This window comes from Klebsiella ornithinolytica NBRC 105727 = ATCC 31898, assembly GCF_001598295.1.
Classification (GTDB): Bacteria; Pseudomonadota; Gammaproteobacteria; order Enterobacterales; family Enterobacteriaceae; genus Klebsiella; species Klebsiella ornithinolytica.
The window spans coordinates 725,615-751,580 of the sequence record NZ_BCYR01000002.1; the positions used below are offsets into that span (position 1 = coordinate 725,615).

Consider the following 25,966-nt stretch of genomic DNA (forward strand, 5'->3'; position numbering starts at 1 on the left):
AATGCTACGAAATCGTTATAATGTGCGACTTTGGTTTTCCTGACGGGGTTTTCGAGCCCTGAAAAGGTGACAAGCGCGCTTCGAAGGTATATTTTGTTTTTTACCCGAGAATGGCAGGAGATAGCCACACAATGGCTGACAAGTTTCGCATTTTGCTTTTAAACGGACCCAACCTTAACATGCTCGGCACCCGTGAGCCTGAGAAGTATGGCACCCTTAAGCTTTCTGAGATTGTTAACCGTCTGGAATCAGAAGCTTCGGCTCTGAACGTGGCGCTGGATCACCTGCAGTCCAATGCGGAGTTCGCGCTAATCGACCGAATTCATCAGGCTAAAGACACTGTGGACTATATCCTGATTAATCCGGCCGCGTTTACGCACACCAGCGTGGCTATCCGCGATGCATTGCTTGCGGTCAGTATCCCGTTTATCGAGATTCACCTGAGCAACGTACATGCACGCGAACCGTTCCGTCACCACTCCTATCTGTCGGATATCGCCTCGGGCGTCATCTGCGGACTCGGTGCGGACGGCTATTCATACGCTTTACAGACGGCGGTAAAACGCCTGTCACAATCACACTAAACAAAGAGTACGGAACCCACTCATGGATATTCGTAAGATTAAAAAGCTGATCGAGCTGGTTGAAGAATCAGGCATCTCCGAACTGGAAATTTCTGAAGGCGAAGAGTCTGTACGCATCAGCCGTGCCGCGCCAAATGCGGGCTACCCGGTCATGCAGCAGGCGTATGCCGCGCCGATGATGCAGGCTCAGGCACCGGTTGCAGCAGCACCGGCCGCCGCCGCTCAGGCAGACGCGCCGGCGAAAGCAGAAATCAGCGGTCACATCGTACGTTCCCCGATGGTCGGTACTTTCTACCGCACCCCGAGCCCGGACGCAAAAGCGTTCGTGGAAGTCGGTCAGAAAGTTAACGTGGGCGACACCCTGTGCATCGTAGAAGCGATGAAAATGATGAACCAGATCGAAGCCGATAAATCCGGCGTGGTGAAAGCCATTCTGATCGAAAGCGGCCAACCGGTAGAATTTGATGAGCCGCTGGTAGTCATCGAGTAACGAGGCGAACATGCTGGATAAAATTGTTATCGCTAACCGAGGCGAGATTGCACTGCGTATCCTGCGTGCCTGTAAAGAACTGGGCATCAAGACCGTCGCTGTGCACTCCACTGCGGATCGCGATCTAAAACACGTACTGTTAGCGGATGAGACGGTCTGTATTGGCCCGGCTCCGTCCGTAAAAAGCTATCTGAATATCCCGGCAATCATCAGCGCAGCGGAAATTACCGGCGCGGTGGCCATCCATCCGGGTTATGGCTTCCTGTCCGAAAACGCCAACTTTGCTGAGCAGGTTGAACGTTCAGGCTTCATCTTCATCGGCCCGAAAGCCGACACCATTCGTCTGATGGGCGATAAAGTGTCTGCGATCACCGCGATGAAGAAAGCGGGCGTACCGACCGTTCCGGGGTCTGACGGCCCGCTGGGCGACGATATGGATGCGAACCGCGCTCATGCAAAACGCATCGGCTATCCGGTTATCATCAAAGCCTCCGGCGGCGGCGGCGGACGCGGTATGCGCGTTGTACGCAGCGATGCTGAACTGGCCCAGTCCATCTCCATGACCAAAGCTGAAGCAAAAGCTGCATTCAGCAACGACATGGTATATATGGAAAAATACCTGGAAAATCCGCGTCACATCGAGATCCAGGTACTGGCTGACGGCCAGGGCAACGCTATCTATCTGGCGGAACGCGACTGCTCCATGCAGCGTCGTCACCAGAAAGTGGTCGAAGAAGCGCCGGCGCCGGGCATTACCCCGGAACTGCGTCGCTACATCGGCGAACGCTGCTCTAAAGCGTGTGTCGACATCGGCTATCGCGGCGCAGGCACCTTTGAGTTCCTGTTTGAAAACGGTGAGTTCTACTTCATTGAAATGAACACCCGTATTCAGGTTGAACATCCGGTCACCGAAATGATTACCGGCGTTGACCTGATCAAAGAACAGCTGCGTATCGCGGCTGGCCAGCCGCTGTCCATCAAGCAAGAAGAAGTCCAGGTTCGTGGCCATGCGGTGGAATGCCGTATCAACGCCGAAGACCCGAACACCTTCCTGCCGAGCCCGGGTAAAATTACCCGCTTCCACGCGCCAGGCGGTTTCGGCGTACGTTGGGAGTCTCATATCTACGCAGGCTACACCGTACCTCCGTACTATGACTCAATGATTGGTAAGCTGATTTGTTACGGTGAAAACCGTGATGTCGCGATTTCACGCATGAAAAATGCGCTGCAGGAGCTGATCATCGACGGCATCAAAACCAACGTCGATCTGCAGATTCGCATTATGAATGACGAGCATTTCCAGCATGGTGGAACCAACATCCACTATCTGGAGAAAAAACTCGGCTTACAGGAAAAATAATCCTGTATTCGCAGCAAAAGGCCGGATTATCCGGCCTTTTTTCTTTTTCTCTCCTCTTGCCAGCCCCTTAAGGTACAATCCCCGCTTTAAATTGACCCCGGGAGCCTTATGGACGCGCGTTTTGTTCAGGCCCACAAAGAAGCCCGCTGGGCGTTGTGGCTTACCCTCCTCTATCTTGCAGCATGGTTAGCAAGTGCTTACATTCCAGGTTCTCAGCAGGGCTTTACCGGCCTGCCGCGCTGGTTTGAAATGGCTTGTCTGCTGATCCCCCTGATTTTCATTCTGCTGTGCTGGGCGATGGTGAAGTTTATCTACCGCGATATTCCGCTGGAGGATGATGATGCAGCCTGAAGTGATCCTGCCGCTTATTGCCTACCTGCTGGTGGTGTTTGGCCTGTCGATTTATGCGATGCGCAAGCGTTCGACCGGGGCATTCCTCAACGAGTATTTTCTCGGCAGCCGTTCGATGGGCGGCTTCGTGTTGGCCATGACCCTGACGGCCACCTATATCAGCGCCAGTTCGTTCATTGGCGGCCCGGGCGCGGCATATAAATACGGGCTCGGATGGGTGCTGCTGGCGATGATCCAGCTGCCTGCCGTGTGGCTGTCGCTCGGGGTACTGGGGAAAAAATTCGCTATTCTGGCCCGCCGGTATAACGCGGTAACGCTCAACGATATGCTGTTCGCCCGCTATCAGAGCCGTCTGCTGGTATGGCTGGCGAGCCTCAGTCTGCTGGTTGCGTTTATCGGTGCGATGACCGTGCAGTTTATCGGCGGCGCACGGCTGCTGGAAACCGCCGCAGGCATTCCTTACGAAACCGGTTTGCTGATTTTCGGTATCAGTATCGCGCTCTACACCGCTTTCGGCGGCTTCCGTGCCAGCGTATTGAATGATGCGATGCAGGGTCTGGTGATGCTGATAGGCACCATCGTACTGCTCGTCGGTATCGTTCATGCTGCGGGTGGTCTGAGCATGGCAGTGCAGACCCTGGAACATATCGATCCAAAGCTGGTGTCTCCCCAGGGAGCGGACGATATTCTGTCACCGACGTTTATGACCTCTTTCTGGGTTCTGGTCTGCTTTGGTGTTATCGGCCTGCCGCACACGGCAGTGCGCTGTATCTCCTATAAAGACAGCAAGGCGGTGCACCGCGGGATTATTCTCGGCACCATCGTGGTCGCTATCCTGATGTTTGGCATGCATCTCGCCGGTGCGCTGGGTCGCGCGGTGATCCCGGATCTGACCATCCCGGATCTGGTCATCCCTACGTTGATGGTGAAAGTACTGCCGCCGTTTGCCGCCGGGATCTTCCTTGCCGCGCCAATGGCGGCGATCATGTCGACGATCAACGCGCAGTTATTGCAGAGTTCCGCTACGATCATTAAGGATTTATACCTGAACCTGCACCCGGAACAGCTGAATAACGAGAAACGCCTGAAGCGGATGTCGGCGATGATCACGCTGATCCTCGGCGCGCTGCTGTTGCTGGCCGCATGGCGTCCGCCTGAGATGATCATCTGGCTGAACCTGCTCGCGTTTGGCGGGCTGGAAGCGGTCTTCCTGTGGCCACTGGTTCTGGGCCTGTACTGGGAGCGTGCCAACGCGGCAGGAGCCCTGAGCGCGATGATCGTCGGCGGCGTGCTGTATGCCGTGCTCGCCACCCTGAAAATTCAGTACCTGGGCTTTCATCCTATCGTGCCCTCGCTACTGCTAAGTTTGCTGGCTTTTGTGGTGGGCAACCGTTTTGGTCAGCCCGTTCCACCCGCCCCTGTTATGACTACTGACAAATAAAGAGTTTTGCTATGCCATGGATCCAACTGAAACTGAATACCACCGGCGCACATGCTGAAGACCTCAGCGACGCGCTAATGGAGGCCGGTGCGGTCTCCATCACCTTCCAGGATACACACGATACGCCGGTATTCGAGCCGCTGCCGGGTGAAACTCGCCTGTGGGGAGACACCGACGTTATCGGCCTGTTCGACGCTGAAAGCGATATGCATGACGTGGTGGCTATCCTCGAGCAGCATCCGCTGCTGGGCGCCGGTTTCACACATAAAATCGAGCAGCTGGAAGATAAAGACTGGGAACGTGAATGGATGGATAATTTCCACCCAATGCGTTTCGGCGAGCGGCTGTGGATTTGCCCAAGCTGGCGTGAAGTACCGGATGCAAACGCGGTCAACGTGATGCTCGACCCGGGCCTGGCGTTTGGTACCGGCACGCACCCGACCACCTCGCTCTGCCTGCAATGGCTGGACGGACTGGATCTGACGGGCAAAACGATTATCGATTTTGGCTGTGGTTCGGGCATTCTGGCGATTGCGGCGCTGAAGCTGGGTGCCGCAAAAGCGATCGGTATTGATATCGACCCACAGGCAATTCAGGCCAGCCGTGATAACGCCGAGCGTAACGGTGTCTCCGATCGTCTGGAGCTCTATTTACCGCAGGACCAGCCAGAAGCGCTCAGCGCCGATGTGGTGGTCGCCAACATCCTGGCAGGGCCATTACGTGAGCTGGCCCCGTTAATCAGCGTGCTGCCCGTTTCAGGCGGTTTGCTGGGCCTTTCTGGTATTCTCGCCAGCCAGGCGGAAAGCGTCTGCGAAGCCTATACCGAACGCTTTGCCCTCGACCCGGTGGTGGAGAAAGAAGAGTGGTGCCGGATCACCGGCCGCAGAAAGTAACTCTGGAAAGCGGCCTGCGGGCCGCTTTTTTGTTTCCAGTAACCGCTGAATGACGTCAAGAAATGGGAGCCAGATCGCATTACGATGCGCTTTTTTGACTACAAAAACAGCGTTTTATGCCGTTAACAGTCCCATTTTTCTAAGAAAAATCGAGAAGTTTTGCGATTTTATAAATGGACACAAATTATCCACCATCGATTAAGATGATGATTAATAGGATAATTTATCCATCTCTTTTCTCCCGATGTGGGATTCATTGATCTGTGACAGAGGATTGCTCAAAGTTTGGCCTTTCATCTCGTGCAAAAAATGCGTAATATACGCCGCCTTGCAGTCACAGTATGGTCATTTCTTAACTCATGCGCATCGGACACTATCAGCTCAGAAATCGCCTGATCGCAGCGCCTATGGCTGGCATTACTGACAGACCATTCAGGACGCTGTGCTACGAGATGGGAGCAGGTTTAACCGTTTCCGAGATGATGTCCTCCAACCCGCAGGTTTGGGAGAGCGACAAATCCCGTTTACGGATGGTGCACGTGGATGAGCCCGGTATTCGTACCGTGCAAATCGCCGGTAGCGTACCGGAAGAGATGGCCGCAGCCGCCCGTATTAACGTGGAAAGCGGTGCCCAGATTATTGATATTAATATGGGGTGCCCGGCGAAAAAGGTGAATCGCAAGCTCGCAGGTTCAGCCCTCTTGCAGTATCCCGATCAGGTGAAGTTAATCCTGACGGCGGTCGTCAAGGCAGTGGACGTTCCCGTGACACTCAAGATTCGCACCGGTTGGGAGCCGGAACACCGTAACTGTGTAGAAATTGCCCAACTGGCTGAAGAGTGTGGCATTCAGGCTCTGACTATTCACGGACGCACCCGCGCCTGTTTGTTTAACGGAGACGCTGAATACGACAGTATTCGGGCAGTTAAGCAGAAAGTTTCCATTCCGATTATCGCGAATGGTGACATTACTGACCCGCTTAAAGCCAGAGCTGTGCTCGACTATACGGGGGCTGATGCCCTTATGATAGGCCGCGCAGCTCAGGGAAGACCCTGGATCTTTCGGGAAATCCAGCATTATCTGGACACTGGGGAGCTGCTGCCCCCGCTGCCATTGGCAGAGGTTAAGCGTTTGCTTTGCGCGCATGTTCGGGAATTGCATGACTTTTATGGCCAGGCAAAAGGGTACCGAATTGCACGTAAACACGTCTCCTGGTATCTACAGGAGCACGCCCCAAATGACCAGTTTCGGCGCACATTCAACGCCATAGAGGATGCCAGCGATCAGCTGGAGGCGTTGGAGGCATACTTCGAAAATTTTGCGTAAACAGAAATAAAGAGCTGACAGAACTATGTTCGAACAACGCGTAAATTCTGACGTACTGACCGTTTCTACCGTTAACTCTCAGGATCAGGTAACTCAAAAACCCCTGCGTGACTCGGTTAAACAGGCACTGAAGAACTATTTTGCTCAACTGAATGGTCAGGACGTGAATGACCTGTATGAGCTAGTACTGGCTGAAGTTGAACAGCCCCTGTTGGACATGGTGATGCAATACACCCGTGGTAACCAGACCCGTGCGGCCCTGATGATGGGCATCAACCGCGGTACTCTGCGTAAGAAACTGAAAAAATACGGCATGAACTGATACTAGTCAGTTAATTGCTTGATATAAAAGGCGCTCTTCGGCATGGGGAAGCGCCTTTTTTATTGAACTAACTACACCACTGACTACACGGAAGGATGAACTACAATATACGATAACGAGCGTTATCGACGTGGTTCGCTAGGTTTTTGCCACTCAAATGAGCCTGTATTCATCCGCTGGCGGTGCCGTTCTTTTGCTGCGAGTGTTGCTGCCACACTGCACCGTAACTCCAGCATATCGGCAGAGTTCAACTCATGTCCCTGCAGGTGGGCCAGCGCTTCAATTACCGCCTCGATCTTCTTCTGTTTTAACATAGTGATATCCTCCTGCCCTACAGGCCCCACCGGCTATGCCCTGAGCAACGATATAAAAAGCCAGCCCCGAAGGGCTGGAATAACAGGAGCCCGCTGGCACACTTTGCTTTAGTCGGTATCGTCGGCCAGGGCATACAGTAGCGAAGGAATAACCCTCCGCATGGCTGTCTCTTCGGTTTCATCGCTCATGAGGGTCAGGGTGTAATCCCGGCACTCGTAAACCACATCATAAGCAGACAGGCCGAACGCGCCGCCAGCGATGATCTGCCCGATTTCATCATCTGGCGTTTCAACAATCGACAGCCGGTAGCTGCCAAATGTCACTGGCGGGTTATAGGGGCCTTCGCTTACAAACAGCTCCACGGCCTTTGCAGCCACTTGAGCGCGTTCGTCCGGATCCATCCCTGCCACCTTGTCGGCACCAGATGCCAGGATGCGCTTGATCTCTGCAACACTCATCTCTACCAGAGCGCTACCCGCAACAGTGCGGACACCGGATACCACCGCTTTGCTTTTCGCGTTCTGAGCGCGTGGGTCATGGATGTCACGGTAACGTGCCAGATAGGCGTCACAGGCCTCCTGGTCAATCTTCCCGTCAACCCGCGCCGGGAATCCCTGCTTGCTTTCCCAGTTGTAAAATGACCGGCGACTCATGCCGCTGTGCTCGGCGTACTGGCTTACTGACATTAACATAACAACCTACCTCGCTGACGAAGTGTGAACCCTTGCACACCGACTGTGCACACAAGTGTGAAAGGTTCACACTTTTTAGACTGAATGTGTAAATCAAACTGTGAATCAAAAATTACCGAAACTTCCCGCGATCCATTGCCACCGCTCACGATTAACAAACCCATAACAAAAAGTGACAAGTGTGAAAGTGCGCAAGTGTGAATCAAATTCAAAACCTGCAGCTACAAAAACACTGCGGCGCGCAATGCCCGTGCCTTACAAAAGTCTCAGGAAGGACCCATTTTTGTAAGGCAACGGTGAAGGTCGCCTCAATAGTTCATGGGCGTAATAATTCTCCCGTTATTCTCAACGTTGTAAGTTTTTCGCTCGCCTTTATCGTTAGTCATAACGATCTCCAGCTTGATCGGTTGTTCTGTGAAAGCGTCTTTCAGAGAGCGGGTTATATTGTCGGTCATGGCGTTAATGTCACTGTCTCCGTCCGCCGGTGCCAGTATGGAGGGTGATCTTCCTCCACCTCCGGCACCAGAGATGACATCCCGACGCTGCTGCGTCAACCTTTCCGGGCTTCTTAGTCCAGACCACCGATCATCCATAATGGCTGACTGTATCGCGCTTTTTAGCTGTTCTTCCGTATAGGGCTGCGAACCCTGTTCATGCTGAATCATTGAGGCCATCAATGCCTTAAGGACTTCTGGGTTATGAAGGTCGAGCCGCTGCTCTGCGCCATATCCAGTTCTGGAGGTCACATCGTCGATATATGCACGCGTATTGTTTTCAGAGCGTGGGGCATATGTATGAATAAAGCCTCTTGGCGTGTTGTTTCCTCGATCGCCATAAAGCATCAGTTGGCGCGCCATCGCTGACAGGCCATCAGCATCACTGGCGAATGTTGAAAATTCACCGCTCTTACCGGTTGAGTTAGATGCGGCTTTCAGGTTTCCAGGATTATGATTTCGAAATCCCGGTGTGTTTTTACCGGACGGGTTATAGGGAATCAGGCCTCGTGCAGGTGCAGGTCGTGTGATAGCGTTAACATCATCATTCAGTTGCCGGTATCGGTCCTGATTATAAAAATACTGGTGATACTTCTTCCTTGTCTCATCGGTCATCACGCCAGCAGTCAGTTGGTTTTTTTCATTCCCGTTGAGGCGTTTCTGAAATTCGGGGTCTGCAAGAGCCCTGCGCATCAGTTCCGAATCATCGCCTTTGTTTTGTCCGGCGAAGCGGCTCATGGAAATGTTGTCGAAATTATTCGCCAGCATATCCGTGAAGCCGTTAACCATATCAGTCAGGCCGTTATTATCGAGAGAGGCATAAATTTTACGCTCAACCTTCGATTTGAACCCATCCCATGAGGCACTCGCTTCCTTAACCGCAACATCAAAGTTGGTCAGTTGCTGGTTAAGTGCAGGGTCTACTGTCAGGCCCACTTTGTCCGCTTTGGCCAGCAGACCGGCATACTTCGAGCCTTCACGCAACAGTGTCAACATTTCAGGAGTTAGCCCCATGGCATTAGCAAACGACTTCTGCTGATCAGGGCGAAGCTTGGGAAAAATCTTCGCGATGGATTCAAGCGTCTTTAGCGCATTAACCGAACCATCTTTATTTTTCTCAATTTGCGCGCCTATCTGTGCCATAGCAGACATAACACCAGCATTCCCCGCACTATTCGCCTCGTTGAGTGATCTAAAGATTCCCTCAATTGAAGAAGCAGCGCTTTCGCTATCGGCCCCCACAAGCTGAAGGGCACCGGAAAGGCGGGAAAAATCCTGAACGCTCATCGCGGTGTTTTTCGCATGGGTGTCAAGGTCATAAGCGCCCCGAGCTGCCTCCTTGTAACTCTCTGCAAGCTTGCCTGTTGCGTAAGCCACGCCACCGACGGCCCCAACGACTCCACCCGCCAGCCCCATTCCGGCAATTTTAGACGACATCTCCCCCACTATTTTTAATGGAGGGATCATGTCACCGATAAACTGAACGTTATCACGGGCCGTGCTGGCCATAATATCCAGTCTGGAATTGTATCCGTTCAGCCCGTCGAGCGTTTCCTGACCACCCAATTGCAGGCCCTTGCGGGTCTTCTCCAGTTGCGGTTCGAGATCACGAACGGCCTCATCGATGCGCGCAATCACCTCGCTGACATGATCGCCGGCCACCAGCTCAAAATCGAATGAATTACTCATGCTTCCTCCACCAGCGAATTAACGCTATTGGCGATGTCATCAAACGTAATGGGCTCTACAAACTTCTCCAGCGCCGACAGAGCAGCATTAAAACCAGCACGATAGCCATTAGTGTCACCGTTAATCATGCTGTGCTGGAATGCCGCCATGTTCTGGTCTTCGGCATCAAGGAGTTCCCAGCCAGGATAAGCATTCTCCATGACTCGCCGGGTAAAAAGGCTAAGCTGTCGAACACTGCCCTGTAGTCTGCCGATGGCCCGCTGGTGTGGTATCCCTTCAGCGATAAGATGAAGTGCCTGTATCGGGTTTTGTTTGGCCTCCCTGCTCACCGCGATCAGGTGCGCATCGGAGTGGCGACATTCAGAGGGTTGCTCCTCTTCAACAGACTGCTGAAGCCGGTGCATACGCTGCATACGGCGCCCGGAAAAGCCATATACCTGCGCATCGTGCTGCGGCTGATTGAGGTGCTGAAAGTTCATAACGCTCACCACCGCACCTCTCAGAGAGGAATCTGTGATTTAAGGTGCTCAGCTTCACGTGCCGGCCCTTCAATCTTGCCATTAACGCGACGGGTATCTCCCGGCAAGCTCACGCCCGTTGCACGGATACGGTCGTTGCGACGTGCAGCAGCCTGCGCGACTTCCTCCTGGTACTCTTTATCAGCTTTACGGCGGGCATTCACATTTTCAGAGGACATAGGGTCTTGACCGTTTAATACTTTAGTTACCCTGGCAGCTATCGCCTCAGCCTCATCCTTTGTCAGAGGCTCTTCCATTTTTTTCAATGCCTTGATAGCGCTAATCTGAGCAGCACCGTAACCATTTGCGTCACGGTTCTGTGTCGAAAACGTCAGCGCTGTTCGGGCTTTCTCTTCATCGTCCTGAAATTCCCAGGTTGGATCGTTCTCTTCCATAAATTTCTGGGTGAAAACGGAAAGCGCCCTCGGCGATGAGGCCAGTTGCAGCTTTATTTTCTTCGAAGATAGCTTTGTTTCTTTCAGCAAACGAACGGCCAGAACCGGGTTGTTCTTAGCCTCATTAGACACAGCGACATTGTGACCGCGGCTGTGTTGGTTGGGGCGGTATACCTGAATATCGTCACTATCCTGTTTCGCTGGCTCATTACCGTTATCGGACTCGCCTTTCGTTTTGGTTTTGCCTGACAGATGCGAGAAATCGAACATGGATGGTTTTTCCTCAGATAGTTGGGGCTGTTTTTTCTTACCTTTCGTACCGAACGCTGTTCGCGCCCATGTGGGTAATTTCATTAACGGCATTGGTTTCTCCTTTACAGGCGGTAGCGTTACTTCTTGCCCGACTCATGCCGGTTGATGCCCTGACGCAAAAGGTGACGCGCTAGTTCCTGAATGCTTGGGGCTGCACCTACGGTAGAACGTCGGCATTCATCTTCCCGGAGGCGCTGCAACCCTTCGAGAATAGGCAGATCGACAAGAATCGGCTTTTTGCTGGTTACTGCCATTTTTTTGACCTCCTAACGCTGGTTAAACATACAGACTTCATTTATATGGGTTTAACTTACGATCAGTATAGTAAATCGTCAAGATAAAATATTTTAATTAAAAGGGAGTGCAAAGTTCATAACGGCATAATGAATGCGCTTGTTAATGGAGGTGAGGAAGGAGGTTTCGGTGCCGGTAAAGCGCCAGCTCAGCGGCTACGCACTGATACTGCCAAACCACTGATTGCTGAACGGGAAAAGGAATCTGTGCGAATTTGCACAGTTATGAAAGAGGTCTAGTATTGATGGCGGGAGTCGGGGTATTACCCTTATCCTTCAGCACTTCCCTGGCATAACTTCCCCAGCCATCGCTTGTTATGATGCCGATAATAAATGCAGTGAACAGAGCCAGCAGTTCACGACAGCGGAACCGGTCACGGCCTTTAGGATTCTGCCCGTGACCATAAACCTGAGCAGACTGACAACGGGGAGAACGAACAATAACGCTGGCCATGAGAAAAGCTCAAAAGAAAGCATTATATATCAATTCAAATAATTAGAGGCGTTGCCGCCAGAGTAAACATTCTGTTTGTTGGCGATCCAAAATGAATGGCGGGATAAAAATATTCTGATATCAGGGGGTACTTATTACTCATGAATAATTAAAATTCGCTGAAAGTTAACATTATTTTCGCGGAGCCCTTTCGGACTCCGCGGATTATTTTATTTTAACATTAACTTCACTTTTCGGGCTACCCGGCGAACCAGACTGGTGCCTCGTTTTGCGCCCTGGACATGAATTGCTTCATACAGAGCATTAAAGCGGTCATGGGCCCAACCATCTCTCTGCTGAGAAATAAGACCATCAACCTTATTATTTAAAAGTTGTAACTCATTACTGACAGAATGACCGCCATTAATGCTGCGCAACCGACTCACTTCGCTCTCAAGCTCATGAATTTTTTCGAGGTAGGAAGGCACCAAGCCCATTGCATAGTTATATTTAACATTCTCGTCCATAAATGGACGAAAACTACGGTAGTTGTTTTTGCTCTTATTTCCACTTAACAACATACCGGAGTTTGCAACTCTATACCAAAATAGAGGTTCCGGGACGACTTGCAATTTATATCCCTGTAACGATACTTTGGCAAAAAACTCCCAGTCTTCATGACCTAAACCGTAATCCTCAGTAAATCCGCCCACTTTTTCGAAAACTTCTTTTCTGATCAGCGCATTAGCATCACCAAAGCAGTTGCTAAAGCTAGCGATATTTAAATCAGGTCCTAACGGAAGCCAGCAGTGCGTCATTTTACGGAACGGAGAAGGAAACTCCTCACCAAAAATAAGATCGCTTGGAGTGGTTAACACGTCGGCCCCGGAGTTTAATGCTACCGTAACAAACGTTTCCACCTCAAAAGGCTTAGCAACATTATCATCATCCATAAACATCAGATATTCGCCGGAGGCGTGTCGCGCAGCCAAATTCCTTGCAGCGCCCAGATAGTTATTAGAACTACGGACGATTTTCCAGCCTCGTGAGTTAAAGTCATTCTCGATGAGATTCAAATAACGATGAGACTCTTCTGTCGTGCTTCCATCATCGACCAGGATGACCTCAATATTTTGGTACGTCTGAGATTTTATTGAGGCGAGTGCTTGCTGGAGCAAATGGTGACGTTCGAAGTGAGTGATACACACGCTAACTAACGGGCTGTTAGCTTCATCGATTTTCTTGAATACGCAGTTGTTTTTTCGTTCAACTGCGGAAAACCAGGCTTCTTTGATATTTCCTTGTGATTCAACAAGCCCTGGTTTGATATTTATATTTTTTAAGCGATAGTGAATTTTACCATATAAATCGACAGGTGTAGGAGTAAACAAAACCTCCGAATGATGTTCCTGCGGAATAAGTTCTGGAATTCCGCCAACGTTTGAGGCGAGAAAATTAACGTTATTAATCAAGCATTCATAAACGGTAAAGGGTGAGTTTTCTACAAGCGATGGGATGATGACTAATACATTTTTTCTTTTTATGTATTCGTTAGCATTGGTACGATCATAATCGCTGATGATATTAACTGCGAGCCCCAAATTTTTAGTCTGATTCATAATATAGGTAAATGAATCAGTTTTCCCCATAGTGACATTTTTTCCGAGGAAGGTTACACCAGAGATGGTCTCTTTATCTTCGTCAGATAGTTTTCTTAATGCGCGGAGGAATATATCAAGCCCTTTACGGGTTTCAAGCCGGCCGAAAAATACAAGCTCAACGCCAGAAATTGGTTTTTCATTTGTTTTAACTATAACATCGCTTCTCGTTTCAAACCCTTGAAATGGCTCACAATTTAAAATTACATGGCGTTCTTCAGGAACATTCCAGTGCTTACTTAACATCCAGTCAATTAAATACTGAGACGGACTAACAACTTCATCTGCCATCTCAACCACCATTTTCTCCATATAATAGAGTTCAAGATGATTCTGATCATATGGGAGCTGGTAATTACCTTCATCAGCCCATAACGTTGAGCTGTGAGTATTTACAATGAACTTCGTGCTTTCAAAATCAGTACCATTCTTTTTACTTAATAAAGTGTAATAGAGATCTGCCTGCCATTCACAAGAAATAACAGTGTCATAGATATTATTTTCTTTCAACCACAGCAAAATTGAATAGCTTTTCCTTCTAAAATAAGGCGCATCAATATTAATCTCTTTTACCAGCCCGGTGCTTAGCAGATTGATACCAAAGGTACTATAAATACGTGACCAGTCGCTAAATTTTGATACAGATGATTCCGAATAGTCACCACATGTATACAATACATCGACATCATACCCTTTTTTTGCCAAAGTAGTGGCAAGGGCAGTGAAAGCAGTACCAATGCCGCCGTTACGGACAGGCCCCTCAATGTCCGGCGTCATTATAAGAACTTTCTTCATTGTAATCTTTCCTTAGTAACCTAGACTTTTCTATAATAATGAGTGAGTTGAAATAGTATAAGATAGCAATCGGTAGCGTCTGTTAAACAGGATAAAAAATGGCCAATGCAGAGTTAAAATTTGATTTATTTCTAAAATCCTATCACCCATCACATCGATTTGTCTATAAGGCAAACCCTGGTAATGCTGGTGATGGCGTGATTGCATCTGCGACGTATGACTTTTTCGAACGAAATGCTCTTACCCACATCCCTTACAGAGATGACGAGCGCTACAACTCTGATACTGATATTTTAATTTTTGGCGGCGGAGGAAACCTGATAGAAGGATTGTATTCTGAAGGTCGTGATTTTATCCAGAATAATATTAACAAATTTCATAAAGTAATAATCATGCCGTCGACAATCAGAGGGTATAGCGATTTATTCACCAACAACATTGATAAGTTAATTGTTTTTTGCCGAGAAAATACCACTTTCGATTATATTAAATCTCTCAACTACGAAAAAAACAAGAACGTATTCATTACTGATGACATGGCATTTTATCTCGATCTTAGTAAGTACCTGTCACTTAAACCTGTCTATAAAAAACAAGTCAATTGCTTCAGAACGGACTCCGAATCGCTAACTGGAGACTATAAAGAAAACAATCATGACATTTCGCTCACTTGGAACGGCGACTATTGGGATAATGAATTTCTGGCGCGCAACTCTACCCGTTGCATGATAAACTTTCTTGAAGAGTATAAAATTGTCAACACCGACAGACTGCATGTGGCAATTTTAGCATCTCTGCTTGGCAAAGAAGTAAACTTTTATCCTAACTCATACTACAAAAATGAATCCGTTTATAATTTTTCACTTTTAAATCATTATCCAAAAACATGCTTTATTACGACAAGTTGAAAAATGCAGCGTATAATAATACGCTGCCTGAAAATCACATAACAGCTACAGCATTATTAATTATTGCCTGCCAACCTTCACGCGAGTACTCATTAGCACGACTATAGTCTGCAAATCTATCGATTACCGCAGTAAAAAAGTTATCAGTGACTTTAGTTATTTCACCGACCTTTGGACTATCCGCATAACTTTTCACGTACAGTATTTTACTGTTACCATGTTTCTTAAACTCTTTTGAAAGCGCCAATACAACATCATCAATATTATTGCCATTACTTTTTACGACAAAAATTTTATTTTCATCAGCAAGGCTTTTCCTGAACTTGTCAGTTAAATACTTAATCTTGTCCATTTCTTTTTTATAAATAAGATTATTTTCTTGCTCAGAGTAACGCCAGTACCAGAAATCATTTATATTGTCGCTATACATTTCAGTATGAAAACAAATATCATGTTTTTGGTCAAGCACCATATCCTGCCAGGAAGGCAACAAGTTTTCATAAATATAAAAATCTGCAAAATCAGATTCTATTAAATTCAAAAGAGCATGATAATTTTTTATTAATGTCCAGCGAAATAAGCTTCCTTCATCATAACCTGACTCTCTTAGAAAAAAAGCAAACTCACAATTATCGCCAAGACTTTCGAAACGCTGTAATTTATTCATCATTGTTTTCCAAATGGGTAATTGAATGATTATACAATACGGCACGTCTCTGTCGCCAGAAGCATTCCGTTTAAAACTGCGCATCTCAATTAGCTAGCGAAATACACATCAGCTTACCTCCTGATCGATGGCTGGTGCCTGCATGAACCCAGCCACCAGCTCAGGGTGTTCCCTGGCATAGCCACTGCCAAACTGTTTATCTATTGCCTCCACAGCCTCACGCATCCAAAGGGCCGTGCTACCTACTGATTTCTTCTCAACCATTCCGGCTTCCAGCATTTTTTCACCTCAGTTTGCTCTTTGTGAGATATAAAAAATAAAAGTTTTGCGTTTTCCTATCTACCCTGTCTACCTGATTGTCTTCAGGCCAGTACTGGCGCGGGTTTCAGGCGGGTAGATAGCATTAATTTACTGCCTACCCTCTGTCTACCCAGAGGGGTTTTCTCTCTACCCATCGGGTAGATAAGGTAGATAGCAGGTAGATAGTAGGTAGATAGTAATTCCCATGCTATCTACCCAACTTAACTTACTGTTTTATATTACTTAATAACCCTTTTTCAACCATTGGGTAGATAGTAATGCATTTTAAAAATTCTATTCTTCGTCTTTTGGCGGTTCAGAGCCGTATGCCCTGGGCATAAATTCATCCGCCAGCTCACTTATACCGACATTGGTCTGACGCCTCCCCTTGATCGTTCTGGTGAGATATTCCTGACCATATTCCCGCGCTGCCGCTGTTATCGCCTTGCCAAAATTCGTGACCGCCAGCGGCCTAATGCCGTGATATTCAGCAAAGGCCAGATAGAGGTGATAAAGGTATTTCCTCGGCTCCAGCGCAGAATAATGACCGCCGCCCATCATCAGCCCCTTGGCCTCGTCCATAAAAAACAACGCTGCGCACAGGTCTATGATCGGGTCTGTACCCCGTTTAACCTCCATCGCCTCATCAGAACGTTGCTGTTCACGCAAAAGCTGTTTCACTTCGTCCTGTTTCACGAAACGGGTTAACAGATGGCGGATAATCACAGGTAGTTCCGACTCGATTTTTTCCACCAGCATCGGATCACGCTGATCCTCACTGACCACGTCTGAAAAATTAAAAATCACCCGCCGTCTTGATATCCCGCCACCAATATCACTGAACCGCATGGCATCATTGTTAACCGCCAGAATGACAGCCGGTATACGCATCGAGTAAGGCTGTCTGTACTTCGGGTTGATTGATACCTTATCCCCGCCGGTTATCGCTTTCAGCCCTGCGCCATCGCCTACATAGCGCGTCATATCCGGCATGACGATAAGCGAATACCCCACAAGCAATTCACGCTCCTTGGGATTCTCCAGCGCTGACATGCTGGCCGACTGCGTATTGCCCTTACCTGCCAGCATGGTACAGATTTCAGCCATAACGCTTTTACCACTGCCGGCGGGCCCCGTTACCTCAAGAAACAACTGCCAGTCGTAGCGGTTAGCCATCACCATATAGAGCGCGGCAAGCAGTCGTGAGGCTTTTCTGTCGTTTCTTGCGGTGGCATGCTGCAGCCAGCGCCAGAAGTTAGGCGCATGGGCTTCAAGTCTCTCCCCCTCTGTCACCTGCCCGAATTCCACCTCACTGGCAACCAGCAACCAATCCTCTCTCTGGTGGGCACGAAATTCCCCCTTCCGGGTATCAAAAACGCCATTAGAGAAGCCAATAAGGTTACGCTCTGTGGCTCTCATCGGAGGCAGGCTTAACTTCATCGTATCGACCGCATTCTTCATGGCCGTCATAGAATATGGCGCATCAGCCTCAATAAATATTGCCGCCATCTGGCGGGCAAGCGCCTTATCGCTGACCGGCGTCCATATCACCCCGTTATAGTGGTGTACCGTGTCCGATTCCTGGTGAAGCGCCAGCAATCCACCATAGTGATCAAGAAGCACCTCACCGCGCTGACTTGGGCCCATCTGGTTAAGTGAGGACGTGGCCGCATCAGTGATGCGCTTCTTTTTCTCCGGCTTCGGTTGCGGGAATATCCGGTTAATCCGCTCTACATCACAAAGAAGCTGTTTAACCTCATCGCCGATAATCCCCGCCACCAGAGCGATGCGGTTTTCTTTCTGCCTGCCAGCATCGATCAATATCAGGCCCAAATCACACAATTCTTCATACGTTGGGCCACTACCGGCAACAAACTCACACAGACGACGCGCCAGTACACCATAAGGAGAAGTACTGTCACGGTGACGGGCTACAGCAGCATCCGCCCCTTTTTTGTCGATGGCATGACCATTGACCCATGAATACACGCAGGAAAAGAGCGCGTCGGAAATTTCTTCTGGTTTAATTACGGTATCTGTCACTTTGGGATCCCTCCGCTCATCTGGAATTTGCCTAACAACGGGTGATACCAGTACGCCGATCCGTATTTACGTTTAGCGCTACGTAACACCTGTCTGGCCACCTCCCTGAATTTCTCTTCTGGCACGACAAATCCACCAGCTTTTAACTTCACCATCATCACGCCTGTGTTTTTCACCAGCTCTTCCGCCTTTTTGGTGGAAATACCGAACTCAGCGGCCAGTGTAGACACCGGCACCATACCCGGGGGGATTTCTCCCCCCTGGCTGTCAGTTAGTGACTTGAGCTGCTGCTCAAGAACCAGCACCTTTTCAGTCAGCAGGTCCACACGCCGTTCTAGCGATTCGTTTAACTCAGCCGGGTTATGCATGTCCTACCTCCGGCAATTCTTGTTCAAGCATGAAGGAAGCAAGTTCACACGAAATATCGTATGCAAGCTCGACCAGATGCTGTCTTTCGTGCTCCTGCACCGCGTTCTCTGAAATCACCATAAGCAGCGTTGAAAGCTGTAAAGTTCGCGATTTCGCCTTTTTCAGAGTCAATATTTCGAGCTTAGACATTGCCGACCCCCTTCATTTGCTGAAAGGAAGCGTCAGCATTGCAGCCCATGACAGACCACAAAACAGAACTATCCCGATCCACCCAATGACAGGTGAGAGGACAATCGGAACGGATTTTTGCCGCGAATGTCAGAGAATAATCACCAGTCAGCTGTGAACGGGCTTCATCTTCGGTATCCGCCTGAGTGCGCAGAACGACAGGGAGTGCTTTCGCATCAGCGTAAGTAGCCAGAAATAACCAGGTAAAGCTTTTAGGTTGAGGGTTATGCATTTTCCTCCTCCTCGCGAAATGCTTCTTCACCAAGAAAACCGCCTACACTGCCAACCAGATCTTTGAGTAGATTTATCATCGCGGCCACTTCACTGGATTCCATTTTTTCAACCTGCCTTGCCTGCATCAGGGCAAGAATGATTTCTGCCTGATATGCTTTGTCAGCAAACTGTCGGACGGGTAAATCACTCATGACGCACCTCCACAATCTGGAAACCTACCAGGCGGCAACATTCAATAAAGCTATCGACGGAACCAACAAACTCATCTGGTCTCAACGGAAATCCGCCAATAGCTGTGCCTTTTTCGACATTCACAAGCACTTTGCCTGTGAAGTTTTGAGGGGCAGGTAGAGATAAATGAACGACAAGCATTTTTGTTGATTTACGCATGATTGACCCCCATCACCTGAAAAGCATGAAATGGAAGACGGGCAGCGAAAATGAGGTTTACCCCCGGCATAGTGTCACGGGCTTCCTGTTCGCTGGATGCGTTGACGTAAATCACCAACGGTTTTGCGTCAGGAAAACGCTCAGAAATAGAGAGAAAACGCCATGTAAATTTCAACCGGGATGGTTGTGCTGATTTGCGGCCCCGAGTGAACGCGGCCACGTAGTCTTTTTTGATTTTCTGGCGGGCTTCCACCAGTGAATCTGCCTCAACTGAAATACGGGCGACACCAGCAGCCATGTCATTGCGCTTCAGGGCATCGAAGAAGTACTGAAATTTAGGGTGAGTTTGGGTATGCTGTGATCCAGCCATAACTGTTACCTCAACTAACGGTTTGGTCAGAAGCCCGGAAGGTGTTAGCGCACCTCTGGGCTTCGCTGTTTTGTGCCTTACCTGTGCTTTAGCTGTGGATAAGGTGAACACCACCAATGTATAACCTAGTGAACACCACTTCAAGTGTTTTATTATCAATTTTCGTGTGTATACTGAACACCACCCAATGTAAGAGGTTTCAGTAATGGCAACAGGTAGGAAGAACAATCGCTCCTTACAGCTCTCAGTAAGACTTCCTCTCGATGATTTGGAAGAGATAGAGAAACTGAAAGAGGAAGGTGAAAGTACGGCCGGATTTCTGATTACGGCTGCAAAAGGCGAGATCAAGCGCCGGCAGCGCAAAAAGGCTAAATCAGAGCCGGAGTAAACCAGGGCCCGAATTCGGGCTTTGGTATCCAACCAGACGGTAGGATTCGAAATTCCACCCTTTTTCCCCAAAGTGAGGAAGAACGCGGGAATCAATGAGTTATACGCAAAGCTCACTTTTGGGCTTTGCCATAAAAGCTGAGTAAAATCAGCGGGCGCAGAATTGCGCTGGCTCATTCTTTGACCACCAGCATTAACCTTGATATGCTGCTTTTGCTTGAATATTTGGTAGTGACAAAGGCAGCTCTGCAAAGCTGCCTTTGTTTTATCCGCGATCATGCTGTACCTCCCACTCGTATCCATCGAAGCCAATCTGTCCCATAGCATCCACCAGCCGTTCCGCCGGACGCAGGGCTTTGAGTTCCTTCTTGCGCAGGTTCATCCCGTTACTGCCCTGTGAGCCATGAAGTCGCTTAGAATGCTTGTCTGCACGGGTTACGGTGTTTTGCGCATCAATAACCGGCATAGCTGCCAGTTCTTTGAGCGACGGCAGTTCGACGTGCTGGAAAGCGACGACCTCCGGACAACGGAAATAGGCTTTTACGAGCTGGCGCTGAACCTGCCAGGCCAAATCATCGTTAAACGGCTTTGTCAGCAGCAGATAACCTGATTCGGTAATCAGCGTTACGCGGCCACGTATCGGACTGTTCATTTTTTTGCCGGGGCGTTTAATGCCCCTGGCTAAATGATCAGTGACGTCCCATTCGACCTCAGACGCGCCGACAATAAAAAAATCGTCGCCATCGACGAAGCGGGCACGATTACGCTGAAAAGCCTTTTTTGCTGTGTCTCTCGGTCGCCGGTGGGCCTCGTCGATCATGGCGAACGTCACAACACGCTGGCCGTGAAATTCGACAGCAGGGAACTGTTTAACCTGAATGCTGGCTTCAGTGTGAGTTTGGCCGCTGCCAGTTAAGGCAGTTAATTTTTTCTGAGTCATTTCTATCGCTCCAAAAAATTCTTATTCAGAGCCGCCGCGACAGCGTTAGGTATGCTGCAATATTTCTAACGCAACGCCACGCAACAAATTCTCTTTTCGCTGATCAGACGAAGTTGCGTGTGGTTGCATTGGTTTTCTGTTAGGCCGATTTACGGCTATATGGGTTATTGACGTTAGGTACAGCAACAGGAATTACACTCCTCTCTGGTGCCCATGCTGATGCGAGAGTTTTGGCTTTCTGAATGGGGATTCGGATAAGAGTTGCGTATTTTTGTGCCATATCCCGCCCTTTATGCCGCTTTACTGCGGCTTTGCTGCCAAGCGGATACCTCTGACAAAAGCCAGCCCACGGCACGACCACCAAGCTTACGGCGGGATGGAAACTTACCATCTTTTTCCATCATGTAACGCGTGGTGCGGCAAATCCCTGTCAGGCTTCGGCATTCCTTTTCTCTGATTATGCGTTCACTCTGGCTTGGTTGTGCAAGTTGGTTCATAAAAGAATACTCCCGTTCGTTATTGTTCGGGAGCATTCTGTAATAGGGGCACAGGCAATTCAGCTAGCAAAGTGCATTTTTTTTCCTATCAAAAGATAGGCAGGAAAAATCATTCTTTATTTATTTTATACTCAACAAAAAATTTAGAACTTTCCTTTCTTATTTTATCTAAAAAGGGCAAAACAGTCTGAGCCAATCCGAACTGATCTTGCTCACCATGAGGGTAAGTTAAGAATGCAATGGTTTTTCTTGATACTCTTTTTTTTGTTATTTTTGTGTATAGCTTTGAGAACTCTAACAAATCGATTAGAGGGATAATCCTGTAGCTAATAATCCTATCTCTAATATACCCCCAAGTTCTCTTTTTCTCAGGTTCACTTATTTTTAACTCTTTCCTCCAGATAGGTAACAACTTAGCTAAACCATCCAGAATATCATTATCATTTTTTGCTATATCTATCGATAAGTGCAGAGTATGTGAAAATTCCTCAGCATTGTTTGGCATCCGCATTTCATCCGGAACGATCAGGCTGATACTTTCATTAGAGATATTAAATAACTTCTCATTGTCATTTTCATCTAACTGCTCTATCTCGTCGTTGGTTAGCATTAAAGGACGCCCAATCCCTTCACCAATTTCGGGGTTATTAAAAACCAACCTTTCCAATGAAAACCTGCTTAGAGGCTTGGCTATATCACTGAATGACATCATATTTGGTACAAAGCCACTGTAAACATCCTTCCTTTTTATTGATGCTAAGGACTTAAAACCATTAACATCAACAACAGGACTAGAAAAACAGTCGATATAACGTTCTAAAATATCATCAAGTGAATTTTTGTATTTCCCAACGATAAAAGGTATTAAACTTTCGTTATCAAAATCACTATGAGGTGCGCACGTATCGTTTTCTATATAATGCTCTGTAAGAGCGTACTGATAAAACTCCATCCGGTCTTCATCTGTGAGGATTTTTACCATATATGAAAACTCATTTCTTCCAGTAATCTGAGTCAACAAATCAAAATCACTCATCATCTCAAATGAATTATATTTATTAATATCAAAACCAATATTTTTCACGACCTCCTGAAAAGATAAAGTTTTACTCCCATGTTTAAATATACTCATTTTGCCACCTTCAGAATAGTTACATTGGGATGTTCGGCGGAGATAACCTCCAGTCGCTCCATCCATTTATTCAGTGCATCCAGTTTCTCAGGTAAATACTGACTACGGTTATAAACGGCCATAACACCTCCCAGCGTATGCCCCAGAAGTTGCTCTACGACATGAGGCGCGATCCCCATGTTGTTCAGTGTGGTGGAGAACGTCCTACGTAGGTCGTGAAGCGTCCACGGCTCTGAATGGTCCAGACGCTTATAGATCCCCCGGCCCCACTGGCTCACGGCTTCAGGTTTCTTGATACAGCCCAGCAACAAACCCGTGTCCCTGTTTTGCTCTATCAGGTCTTTGACAAACAAGCGCATAGCATCGGGAATTGGCCGTAATATTTTATTGCCACCTTTGCTGTGCTCCTTTGGCACAGTCCATATCCAGTCCTTCAAATCCCATTCTGAGGGCCTGGACAAACGTAGTTCCTGAGTTCGGCATCCAAATGCCACCAGCAGATGCAGCAGCGCAGCGTAGTAAGGCTTAAACTTCAACCCGGTACTCTCCCGCCATATGTCGGATAACTCCTGTCTGGAGTGCTCCCTGTCGCGCTTCTCCTGCTTTTTTCCAACATCATCAGTAGTCAGGTCATTGAGCGCATTGCTCGTCGCGTATCTATGCACCCGGCAGAATTTCAGCGCCTGTTTACACATCTGCAGGAGATAGCCAGCAGCCACAGGAGCATCAGCTCTCACACGGCTGAAACACTCCAGCCAGTGGCGGGTTTCACACATTGAGAGCGGATAATCTCCAATGTACGGGTAAATATGTTTATTTAGCTGATCAATGTGCTTTTGGACGTTGGCCCGCTTGTGGGTCGCATACTCTCTGATCCAGTAATCGAGCGCTTCTTTCACAGTTACCGGTTTTAAAGATTCCTGAGTGGTGATCATGAGCTGGTACTTGGGGTTCTTTCCCTCGGCAAGCCATGCGCGGCATTGCTCGCGCTTCTCTCTGGCAGCTTTAATGGATAGGTCTGGATAATTCCCCAGCTTGATGCGCTGCGGTACCGTACTGCGACCACCGACACGGTACATAAAATACCAGGTCATTATTCCAACCTTGGAAACTTTAATGCTCAGGCCGTCACCATCGGCATAGAAGCTTTCGCCGGGGCTTTCCCTCCCGATCATCTTACGCAGGGATGTATCGCTTAATTTGTTCGTACCACCAGCCATAAAAACCTCAGTTCATTTTTGGCACTGACTACACCACTGACTACACATCACAATGTTACTCTATGAACGGCAATGAACAAAGTCAAACGAAGAAAGGTTAATTATCCTTTTGTTTCAGTATGATAGATGAACATCTTTAAACGAGGGTGAACCATAAAAAACATAGGTTCTGAAAATACGGCATGAACTGATACTAATCAGTTAATTGCTTGTTATAAAAGGCGCTCTTCGGCATGGGGAAGCGCCTTTTTATTATCTGACGTATTGAATTTCTCCGGCCGCCAGGCGGACATCGGTATTTCGCATCGCTGAAGTGCAGACCACTGATCAGCAGCCTGACTCTGCAATGCCACTTTGTCGAAGAGCGTGATATCAAATCCGGGCAGCCGTTTTATCAAATCACATCTGCCAGACCGTATACCCGAACATAATAGTCGATGAAGCGAAAGCAGAAGCCGCTGCACATCTCTCGCCTGTTGAGCATTAAGCGCTATCACAACTCAATATATCAGCCGGGAGAATGAGAGTCCTGTTCCTGCCTGCTGATCATTATTGAACCCGCCAGGGCTACCAGTTTTAACTTTGCGCTTATCGATCGGGTAACCCGACTCATCGCGCACTGACACCGTGCCGACAATCCACGTCCCGGTATCAATATCCGGACCCGCCAGTACGCATACCACCAAACGGGCTTGAGGGCACGTCGCATCTCCGGTGCGATATGCACCTGGAACAGACTGGCTCCTCAGGTTGCGACAAAACCCTCTCTGATGCACCAGGAGCGCGCTGATGGCCTGCCGTTAAAGGAGATTCAGGTTGGTTCTGGCATCCTGTTGTGGTGGCTTCTGTGGCTGTATTCCAGGGGGGCGGCATTTGGCCCTGATGTTAAGTCACGGCCAGCAAGCGGGGTAGAAAATATCGCCAGCATAAGTAAGCACTCCGTTCACGCGCAGCGGTCGCTTCACACTTTTTTCGCCAGGCGGCAAATAGATGGATATGTTAAAAATCAATTTGTTATATTCTCGGCCGACGAATAATATGGCTCTCACTTCTCTGTCGTTATTTTATTCTGCATATTTTCCTCATCATTCCATCGCGATCTCCACGATATTTACGCTGAACATAAATTGATATTATTTCGGCCGCTGGCCTTGATATTACCGATGGTAAAATAGGCTATTCCGTCATATATCGACACCGGTACAACCCGACGGATTATTCAGAGGCCTACCATGAAAAAATTTATTTTAGTGACGCTGCTGACGACACTGCTCGCCGGCTGTGCCCATGACTCTCCCTGCGTACCGGTCTATGATTCTCAGGGGCGATTAGTCCATACTAATACCTGTATGAAAGGGACCACTCAGGATAACTGGGAGACAGCAGGCGCCATTGCAGGCGGTGCTGCAGCCGTTGCAGGCCTGACGCTGGGTATTGTGGCCCTGACCCGCTAAATTTTCATCTTAGCAGTATGCTGCACAATAAACGGCAGCTAAAACAAAGGGCCCAGTCGAAGACTGGGCCCTTTCTAGTTTAATAATCGTTCGTTTATCAGAATATTTGTGGCAACCATACGGGCCTGGCCGGGAGATATCCGGCTGCTTTACAGGGTGTACGCACGGTGCTGAAAATCAGAAAAGCAAAAAGGCCCAGTCTTTCGACTGAGCCTTTTGCTTTATTTGATGCCTGGCAATTCCCTACTCTCACATGGGGAGACCCCACACTACCATCGGCGCTACGGCGTTTCACTTCTGAGTTCGGCATGGGGTCAGGTGGGACCACCGCGCTCTCGTCGCCAGGCAAATTCTTTCTAAGTGCCAAACTTTAACCTAATAACTGGTGCTGATACCCAGAGTCGAACTGGGGACCTCACCCTTACCAAGGGTGCGCTCTACCAACTGAGCCATATCAGCACGCTAAA

31 protein-coding genes, 1 tRNA gene and 1 rRNA gene are annotated in these 25,966 nt (G+C 48.6%); 10 read left to right on the top strand and 23 right to left on the bottom strand.

Annotated features, from left to right (window positions below; all coding sequences use genetic code 11):
• Positions 1 to 131 precede the first annotated feature (131 nt).
• The 8 genes from aroQ to fis all read left to right on the top strand — a co-directional run bounded on the left by aroQ (position 132) and on the right by fis (position 6,766).
• On the top strand, positions 132 to 584 hold the full coding sequence (gene aroQ, locus ROR01S_RS07425) for a type II 3-dehydroquinate dehydratase (protein ID WP_004868300.1): 453 nt from the start codon (positions 132 to 134) through the stop codon (positions 582 to 584).
• A 22-nt stretch (positions 585 to 606) separates the two neighbouring features.
• Complete coding sequence (accB, locus tag ROR01S_RS07430; RefSeq protein ID WP_004868302.1) at positions 607 to 1,074, top strand: acetyl-CoA carboxylase biotin carboxyl carrier protein; 468 nt, start codon at positions 607 to 609, stop codon at positions 1,072 to 1,074.
• Between the two features lie 10 nt (positions 1,075 to 1,084).
• Positions 1,085 to 2,434, top strand: a complete 1,350-nt coding sequence (accC, locus tag ROR01S_RS07435) for an acetyl-CoA carboxylase biotin carboxylase subunit (protein WP_004868303.1) — start codon at positions 1,085 to 1,087, stop codon at positions 2,432 to 2,434.
• A gap of 108 nt (positions 2,435 to 2,542) precedes the next feature.
• Entirely contained in the window at positions 2,543 to 2,785 is a 243-nt protein-coding gene (locus tag ROR01S_RS07440; protein ID WP_004868304.1) for a YhdT family protein, read from the top strand.
• Complete coding sequence (gene panF / locus ROR01S_RS07445) at positions 2,775 to 4,226, top strand: sodium/pantothenate symporter (protein WP_015585636.1); 1,452 nt, start codon at positions 2,775 to 2,777, stop codon at positions 4,224 to 4,226. The genes ROR01S_RS07440 and panF overlap by 11 nt, the downstream gene beginning before the upstream one ends.
• 11 nt (positions 4,227 to 4,237) lie before the next feature.
• On the top strand, positions 4,238 to 5,119 hold the full coding sequence (prmA, locus tag ROR01S_RS07450) for a 50S ribosomal protein L11 methyltransferase (RefSeq protein WP_004868307.1): 882 nt from the start codon (positions 4,238 to 4,240) through the stop codon (positions 5,117 to 5,119).
• Between the two features lie 359 nt (positions 5,120 to 5,478).
• Positions 5,479 to 6,444, top strand: coding sequence for a tRNA dihydrouridine synthase DusB (gene dusB, locus ROR01S_RS07455; protein ID WP_004868308.1), 966 nt, complete (start codon positions 5,479 to 5,481; stop codon positions 6,442 to 6,444).
• A gap of 25 nt (positions 6,445 to 6,469) precedes the next feature.
• Positions 6,470 to 6,766, top strand: coding sequence for a DNA-binding transcriptional regulator Fis (fis, locus tag ROR01S_RS07460; protein WP_000462905.1), 297 nt, complete (start codon positions 6,470 to 6,472; stop codon positions 6,764 to 6,766).
• 122 nt (positions 6,767 to 6,888) lie between these two features.
• Here the strand turns inward: fis and ROR01S_RS07465 are convergent, their stop codons facing one another.
• From ROR01S_RS07465 to ROR01S_RS07490, 8 genes are all read right to left on the bottom strand, one after another.
• On the bottom strand, positions 6,889 to 7,080 hold the full coding sequence (locus ROR01S_RS07465) for a hypothetical protein (protein ID WP_064359252.1): 192 nt from the start codon (positions 7,078 to 7,080) through the stop codon (positions 6,889 to 6,891).
• 108 nt (positions 7,081 to 7,188) lie between these two features.
• Complete coding sequence (locus ROR01S_RS07470; protein WP_064359253.1) at positions 7,189 to 7,773, bottom strand: hypothetical protein; 585 nt, start codon at positions 7,771 to 7,773, stop codon at positions 7,189 to 7,191.
• Between the two features lie 308 nt (positions 7,774 to 8,081).
• Complete coding sequence (locus ROR01S_RS07475; protein ID WP_064359254.1) at positions 8,082 to 9,956, bottom strand: hypothetical protein; 1,875 nt, start codon at positions 9,954 to 9,956, stop codon at positions 8,082 to 8,084.
• Positions 9,953 to 10,435 (bottom strand): hypothetical protein, encoded by a 483-nt coding sequence (locus tag ROR01S_RS07480; RefSeq protein WP_064359255.1) that lies wholly within the window; start codon positions 10,433 to 10,435, stop codon positions 9,953 to 9,955. The genes ROR01S_RS07475 and ROR01S_RS07480 overlap by 4 nt, the downstream gene beginning before the upstream one ends.
• A gap of 20 nt (positions 10,436 to 10,455) precedes the next feature.
• Positions 10,456 to 11,232, bottom strand: coding sequence for a hypothetical protein (locus ROR01S_RS07485; RefSeq protein ID WP_227710964.1), 777 nt, complete (start codon positions 11,230 to 11,232; stop codon positions 10,456 to 10,458).
• A 26-nt stretch (positions 11,233 to 11,258) separates the two neighbouring features.
• Complete coding sequence (locus ROR01S_RS27325) at positions 11,259 to 11,435, bottom strand: hypothetical protein (protein WP_164846616.1); 177 nt, start codon at positions 11,433 to 11,435, stop codon at positions 11,259 to 11,261.
• A gap of 262 nt (positions 11,436 to 11,697) precedes the next feature.
• A complete protein-coding gene (locus ROR01S_RS27470) occupies positions 11,698 to 11,928 on the bottom strand; it encodes an IS1 family transposase (protein ID WP_073972276.1) in 231 nt (76 codons plus the stop codon).
• A gap of 209 nt (positions 11,929 to 12,137) precedes the next feature.
• Entirely contained in the window at positions 12,138 to 14,360 is a 2,223-nt protein-coding gene (locus ROR01S_RS07490; protein ID WP_064359256.1) for a glycosyltransferase, read from the bottom strand.
• 98 nt (positions 14,361 to 14,458) lie between these two features.
• Here ROR01S_RS07490 and ROR01S_RS07495 point away from each other — a divergent pair, with 98 nt between their 5' ends.
• Positions 14,459 to 15,268, top strand: a complete 810-nt coding sequence (locus tag ROR01S_RS07495) for a polysaccharide pyruvyl transferase family protein (protein WP_064359257.1) — start codon at positions 14,459 to 14,461, stop codon at positions 15,266 to 15,268.
• 34 nt (positions 15,269 to 15,302) lie between these two features.
• Here the strand turns inward: ROR01S_RS07495 and ROR01S_RS07500 are convergent, their stop codons facing one another.
• From ROR01S_RS07500 to ROR01S_RS07550, 13 genes are all read right to left on the bottom strand, one after another.
• Positions 15,303 to 15,938, bottom strand: coding sequence for a hypothetical protein (locus tag ROR01S_RS07500; protein ID WP_227710965.1), 636 nt, complete (start codon positions 15,936 to 15,938; stop codon positions 15,303 to 15,305).
• Between the two features lie 105 nt (positions 15,939 to 16,043).
• A complete protein-coding gene (locus ROR01S_RS27330) occupies positions 16,044 to 16,214 on the bottom strand; it encodes a hypothetical protein (RefSeq protein ID WP_169802920.1) in 171 nt (56 codons plus the stop codon).
• A gap of 315 nt (positions 16,215 to 16,529) precedes the next feature.
• The gene (locus tag ROR01S_RS07505; RefSeq protein ID WP_064359258.1) at positions 16,530 to 18,278 is read right to left on the bottom strand and encodes a DNA primase family protein; all 1,749 of its coding nucleotides are present in this window, start codon (positions 18,276 to 18,278) and stop codon (positions 16,530 to 16,532) included.
• A complete protein-coding gene (locus ROR01S_RS07510) occupies positions 18,275 to 18,646 on the bottom strand; it encodes a hypothetical protein (RefSeq protein ID WP_064359259.1) in 372 nt (123 codons plus the stop codon). The genes ROR01S_RS07505 and ROR01S_RS07510 overlap by 4 nt, the downstream gene beginning before the upstream one ends.
• Positions 18,639 to 18,836: a hypothetical protein gene (locus tag ROR01S_RS07515; RefSeq protein WP_064359260.1), complete on the bottom strand. Its 198-nt coding sequence runs from the start codon at positions 18,834 to 18,836 to the stop codon at positions 18,639 to 18,641. Before ROR01S_RS07515 ends, ROR01S_RS07510 begins: the two co-directional genes overlap by 8 nt.
• Complete coding sequence (locus ROR01S_RS07520; RefSeq protein WP_064359261.1) at positions 18,829 to 19,107, bottom strand: host cell division inhibitor Icd-like protein; 279 nt, start codon at positions 19,105 to 19,107, stop codon at positions 18,829 to 18,831. Before ROR01S_RS07520 ends, ROR01S_RS07515 begins: the two co-directional genes overlap by 8 nt.
• Positions 19,100 to 19,300, bottom strand: coding sequence for a hypothetical protein (locus tag ROR01S_RS07525; RefSeq protein ID WP_064359262.1), 201 nt, complete (start codon positions 19,298 to 19,300; stop codon positions 19,100 to 19,102). Before ROR01S_RS07525 ends, ROR01S_RS07520 begins: the two co-directional genes overlap by 8 nt.
• Positions 19,293 to 19,499 (bottom strand): hypothetical protein, encoded by a 207-nt coding sequence (locus ROR01S_RS26985; RefSeq protein ID WP_073972277.1) that lies wholly within the window; start codon positions 19,497 to 19,499, stop codon positions 19,293 to 19,295. Before ROR01S_RS26985 ends, ROR01S_RS07525 begins: the two co-directional genes overlap by 8 nt.
• Complete coding sequence (locus tag ROR01S_RS27755) at positions 19,492 to 20,535, bottom strand: host cell division inhibitor Icd-like protein (RefSeq protein WP_432280482.1); 1,044 nt, start codon at positions 20,533 to 20,535, stop codon at positions 19,492 to 19,494. The genes ROR01S_RS26985 and ROR01S_RS27755 overlap by 8 nt, the downstream gene beginning before the upstream one ends.
• Positions 20,522 to 21,196, bottom strand: a complete 675-nt coding sequence (locus ROR01S_RS07540; RefSeq protein ID WP_064359264.1) for an ORF6N domain-containing protein — start codon at positions 21,194 to 21,196, stop codon at positions 20,522 to 20,524. The genes ROR01S_RS27755 and ROR01S_RS07540 overlap by 14 nt, the downstream gene beginning before the upstream one ends.
• Before the next feature lie 290 nt (positions 21,197 to 21,486).
• Positions 21,487 to 21,693, bottom strand: a complete 207-nt coding sequence (locus ROR01S_RS25875) for a helix-turn-helix transcriptional regulator (protein WP_073972278.1) — start codon at positions 21,691 to 21,693, stop codon at positions 21,487 to 21,489.
• 109 nt (positions 21,694 to 21,802) lie between these two features.
• Positions 21,803 to 22,777 carry a DUF6387 family protein gene (locus ROR01S_RS07545; protein WP_162268831.1) on the bottom strand — a complete coding sequence of 325 codons (975 nt, stop codon included), beginning with the start codon at positions 22,775 to 22,777 and terminating at the stop codon, positions 21,803 to 21,805.
• Positions 22,778 to 22,821: 44 nt separating this feature from the next.
• A complete protein-coding gene (locus tag ROR01S_RS07550; RefSeq protein ID WP_064359266.1) occupies positions 22,822 to 24,045 on the bottom strand; it encodes a tyrosine-type recombinase/integrase in 1,224 nt (407 codons plus the stop codon).
• A gap of 1,232 nt (positions 24,046 to 25,277) precedes the next feature.
• On the opposite strand from ROR01S_RS07550, the gene ROR01S_RS07560 reads away from it, so the two are divergent.
• On the top strand, positions 25,278 to 25,499 hold the full coding sequence (locus tag ROR01S_RS07560) for a lipoprotein (RefSeq protein WP_004868310.1): 222 nt from the start codon (positions 25,278 to 25,280) through the stop codon (positions 25,497 to 25,499).
• A 230-nt stretch (positions 25,500 to 25,729) separates the two neighbouring features.
• Here the strand turns inward: ROR01S_RS07560 and rrf are convergent.
• Both rrf and ROR01S_RS07570 read right to left on the bottom strand, forming a co-directional pair.
• A 5S ribosomal RNA gene (gene rrf / locus ROR01S_RS07565) occupies positions 25,730 to 25,845 on the bottom strand.
• 37 nt (positions 25,846 to 25,882) lie between these two features.
• Positions 25,883 to 25,958: transfer RNA gene (locus ROR01S_RS07570), tRNA-Thr, on the bottom strand.
• Between the last annotated feature and the right edge of the window lie 8 nt (positions 25,959 to 25,966).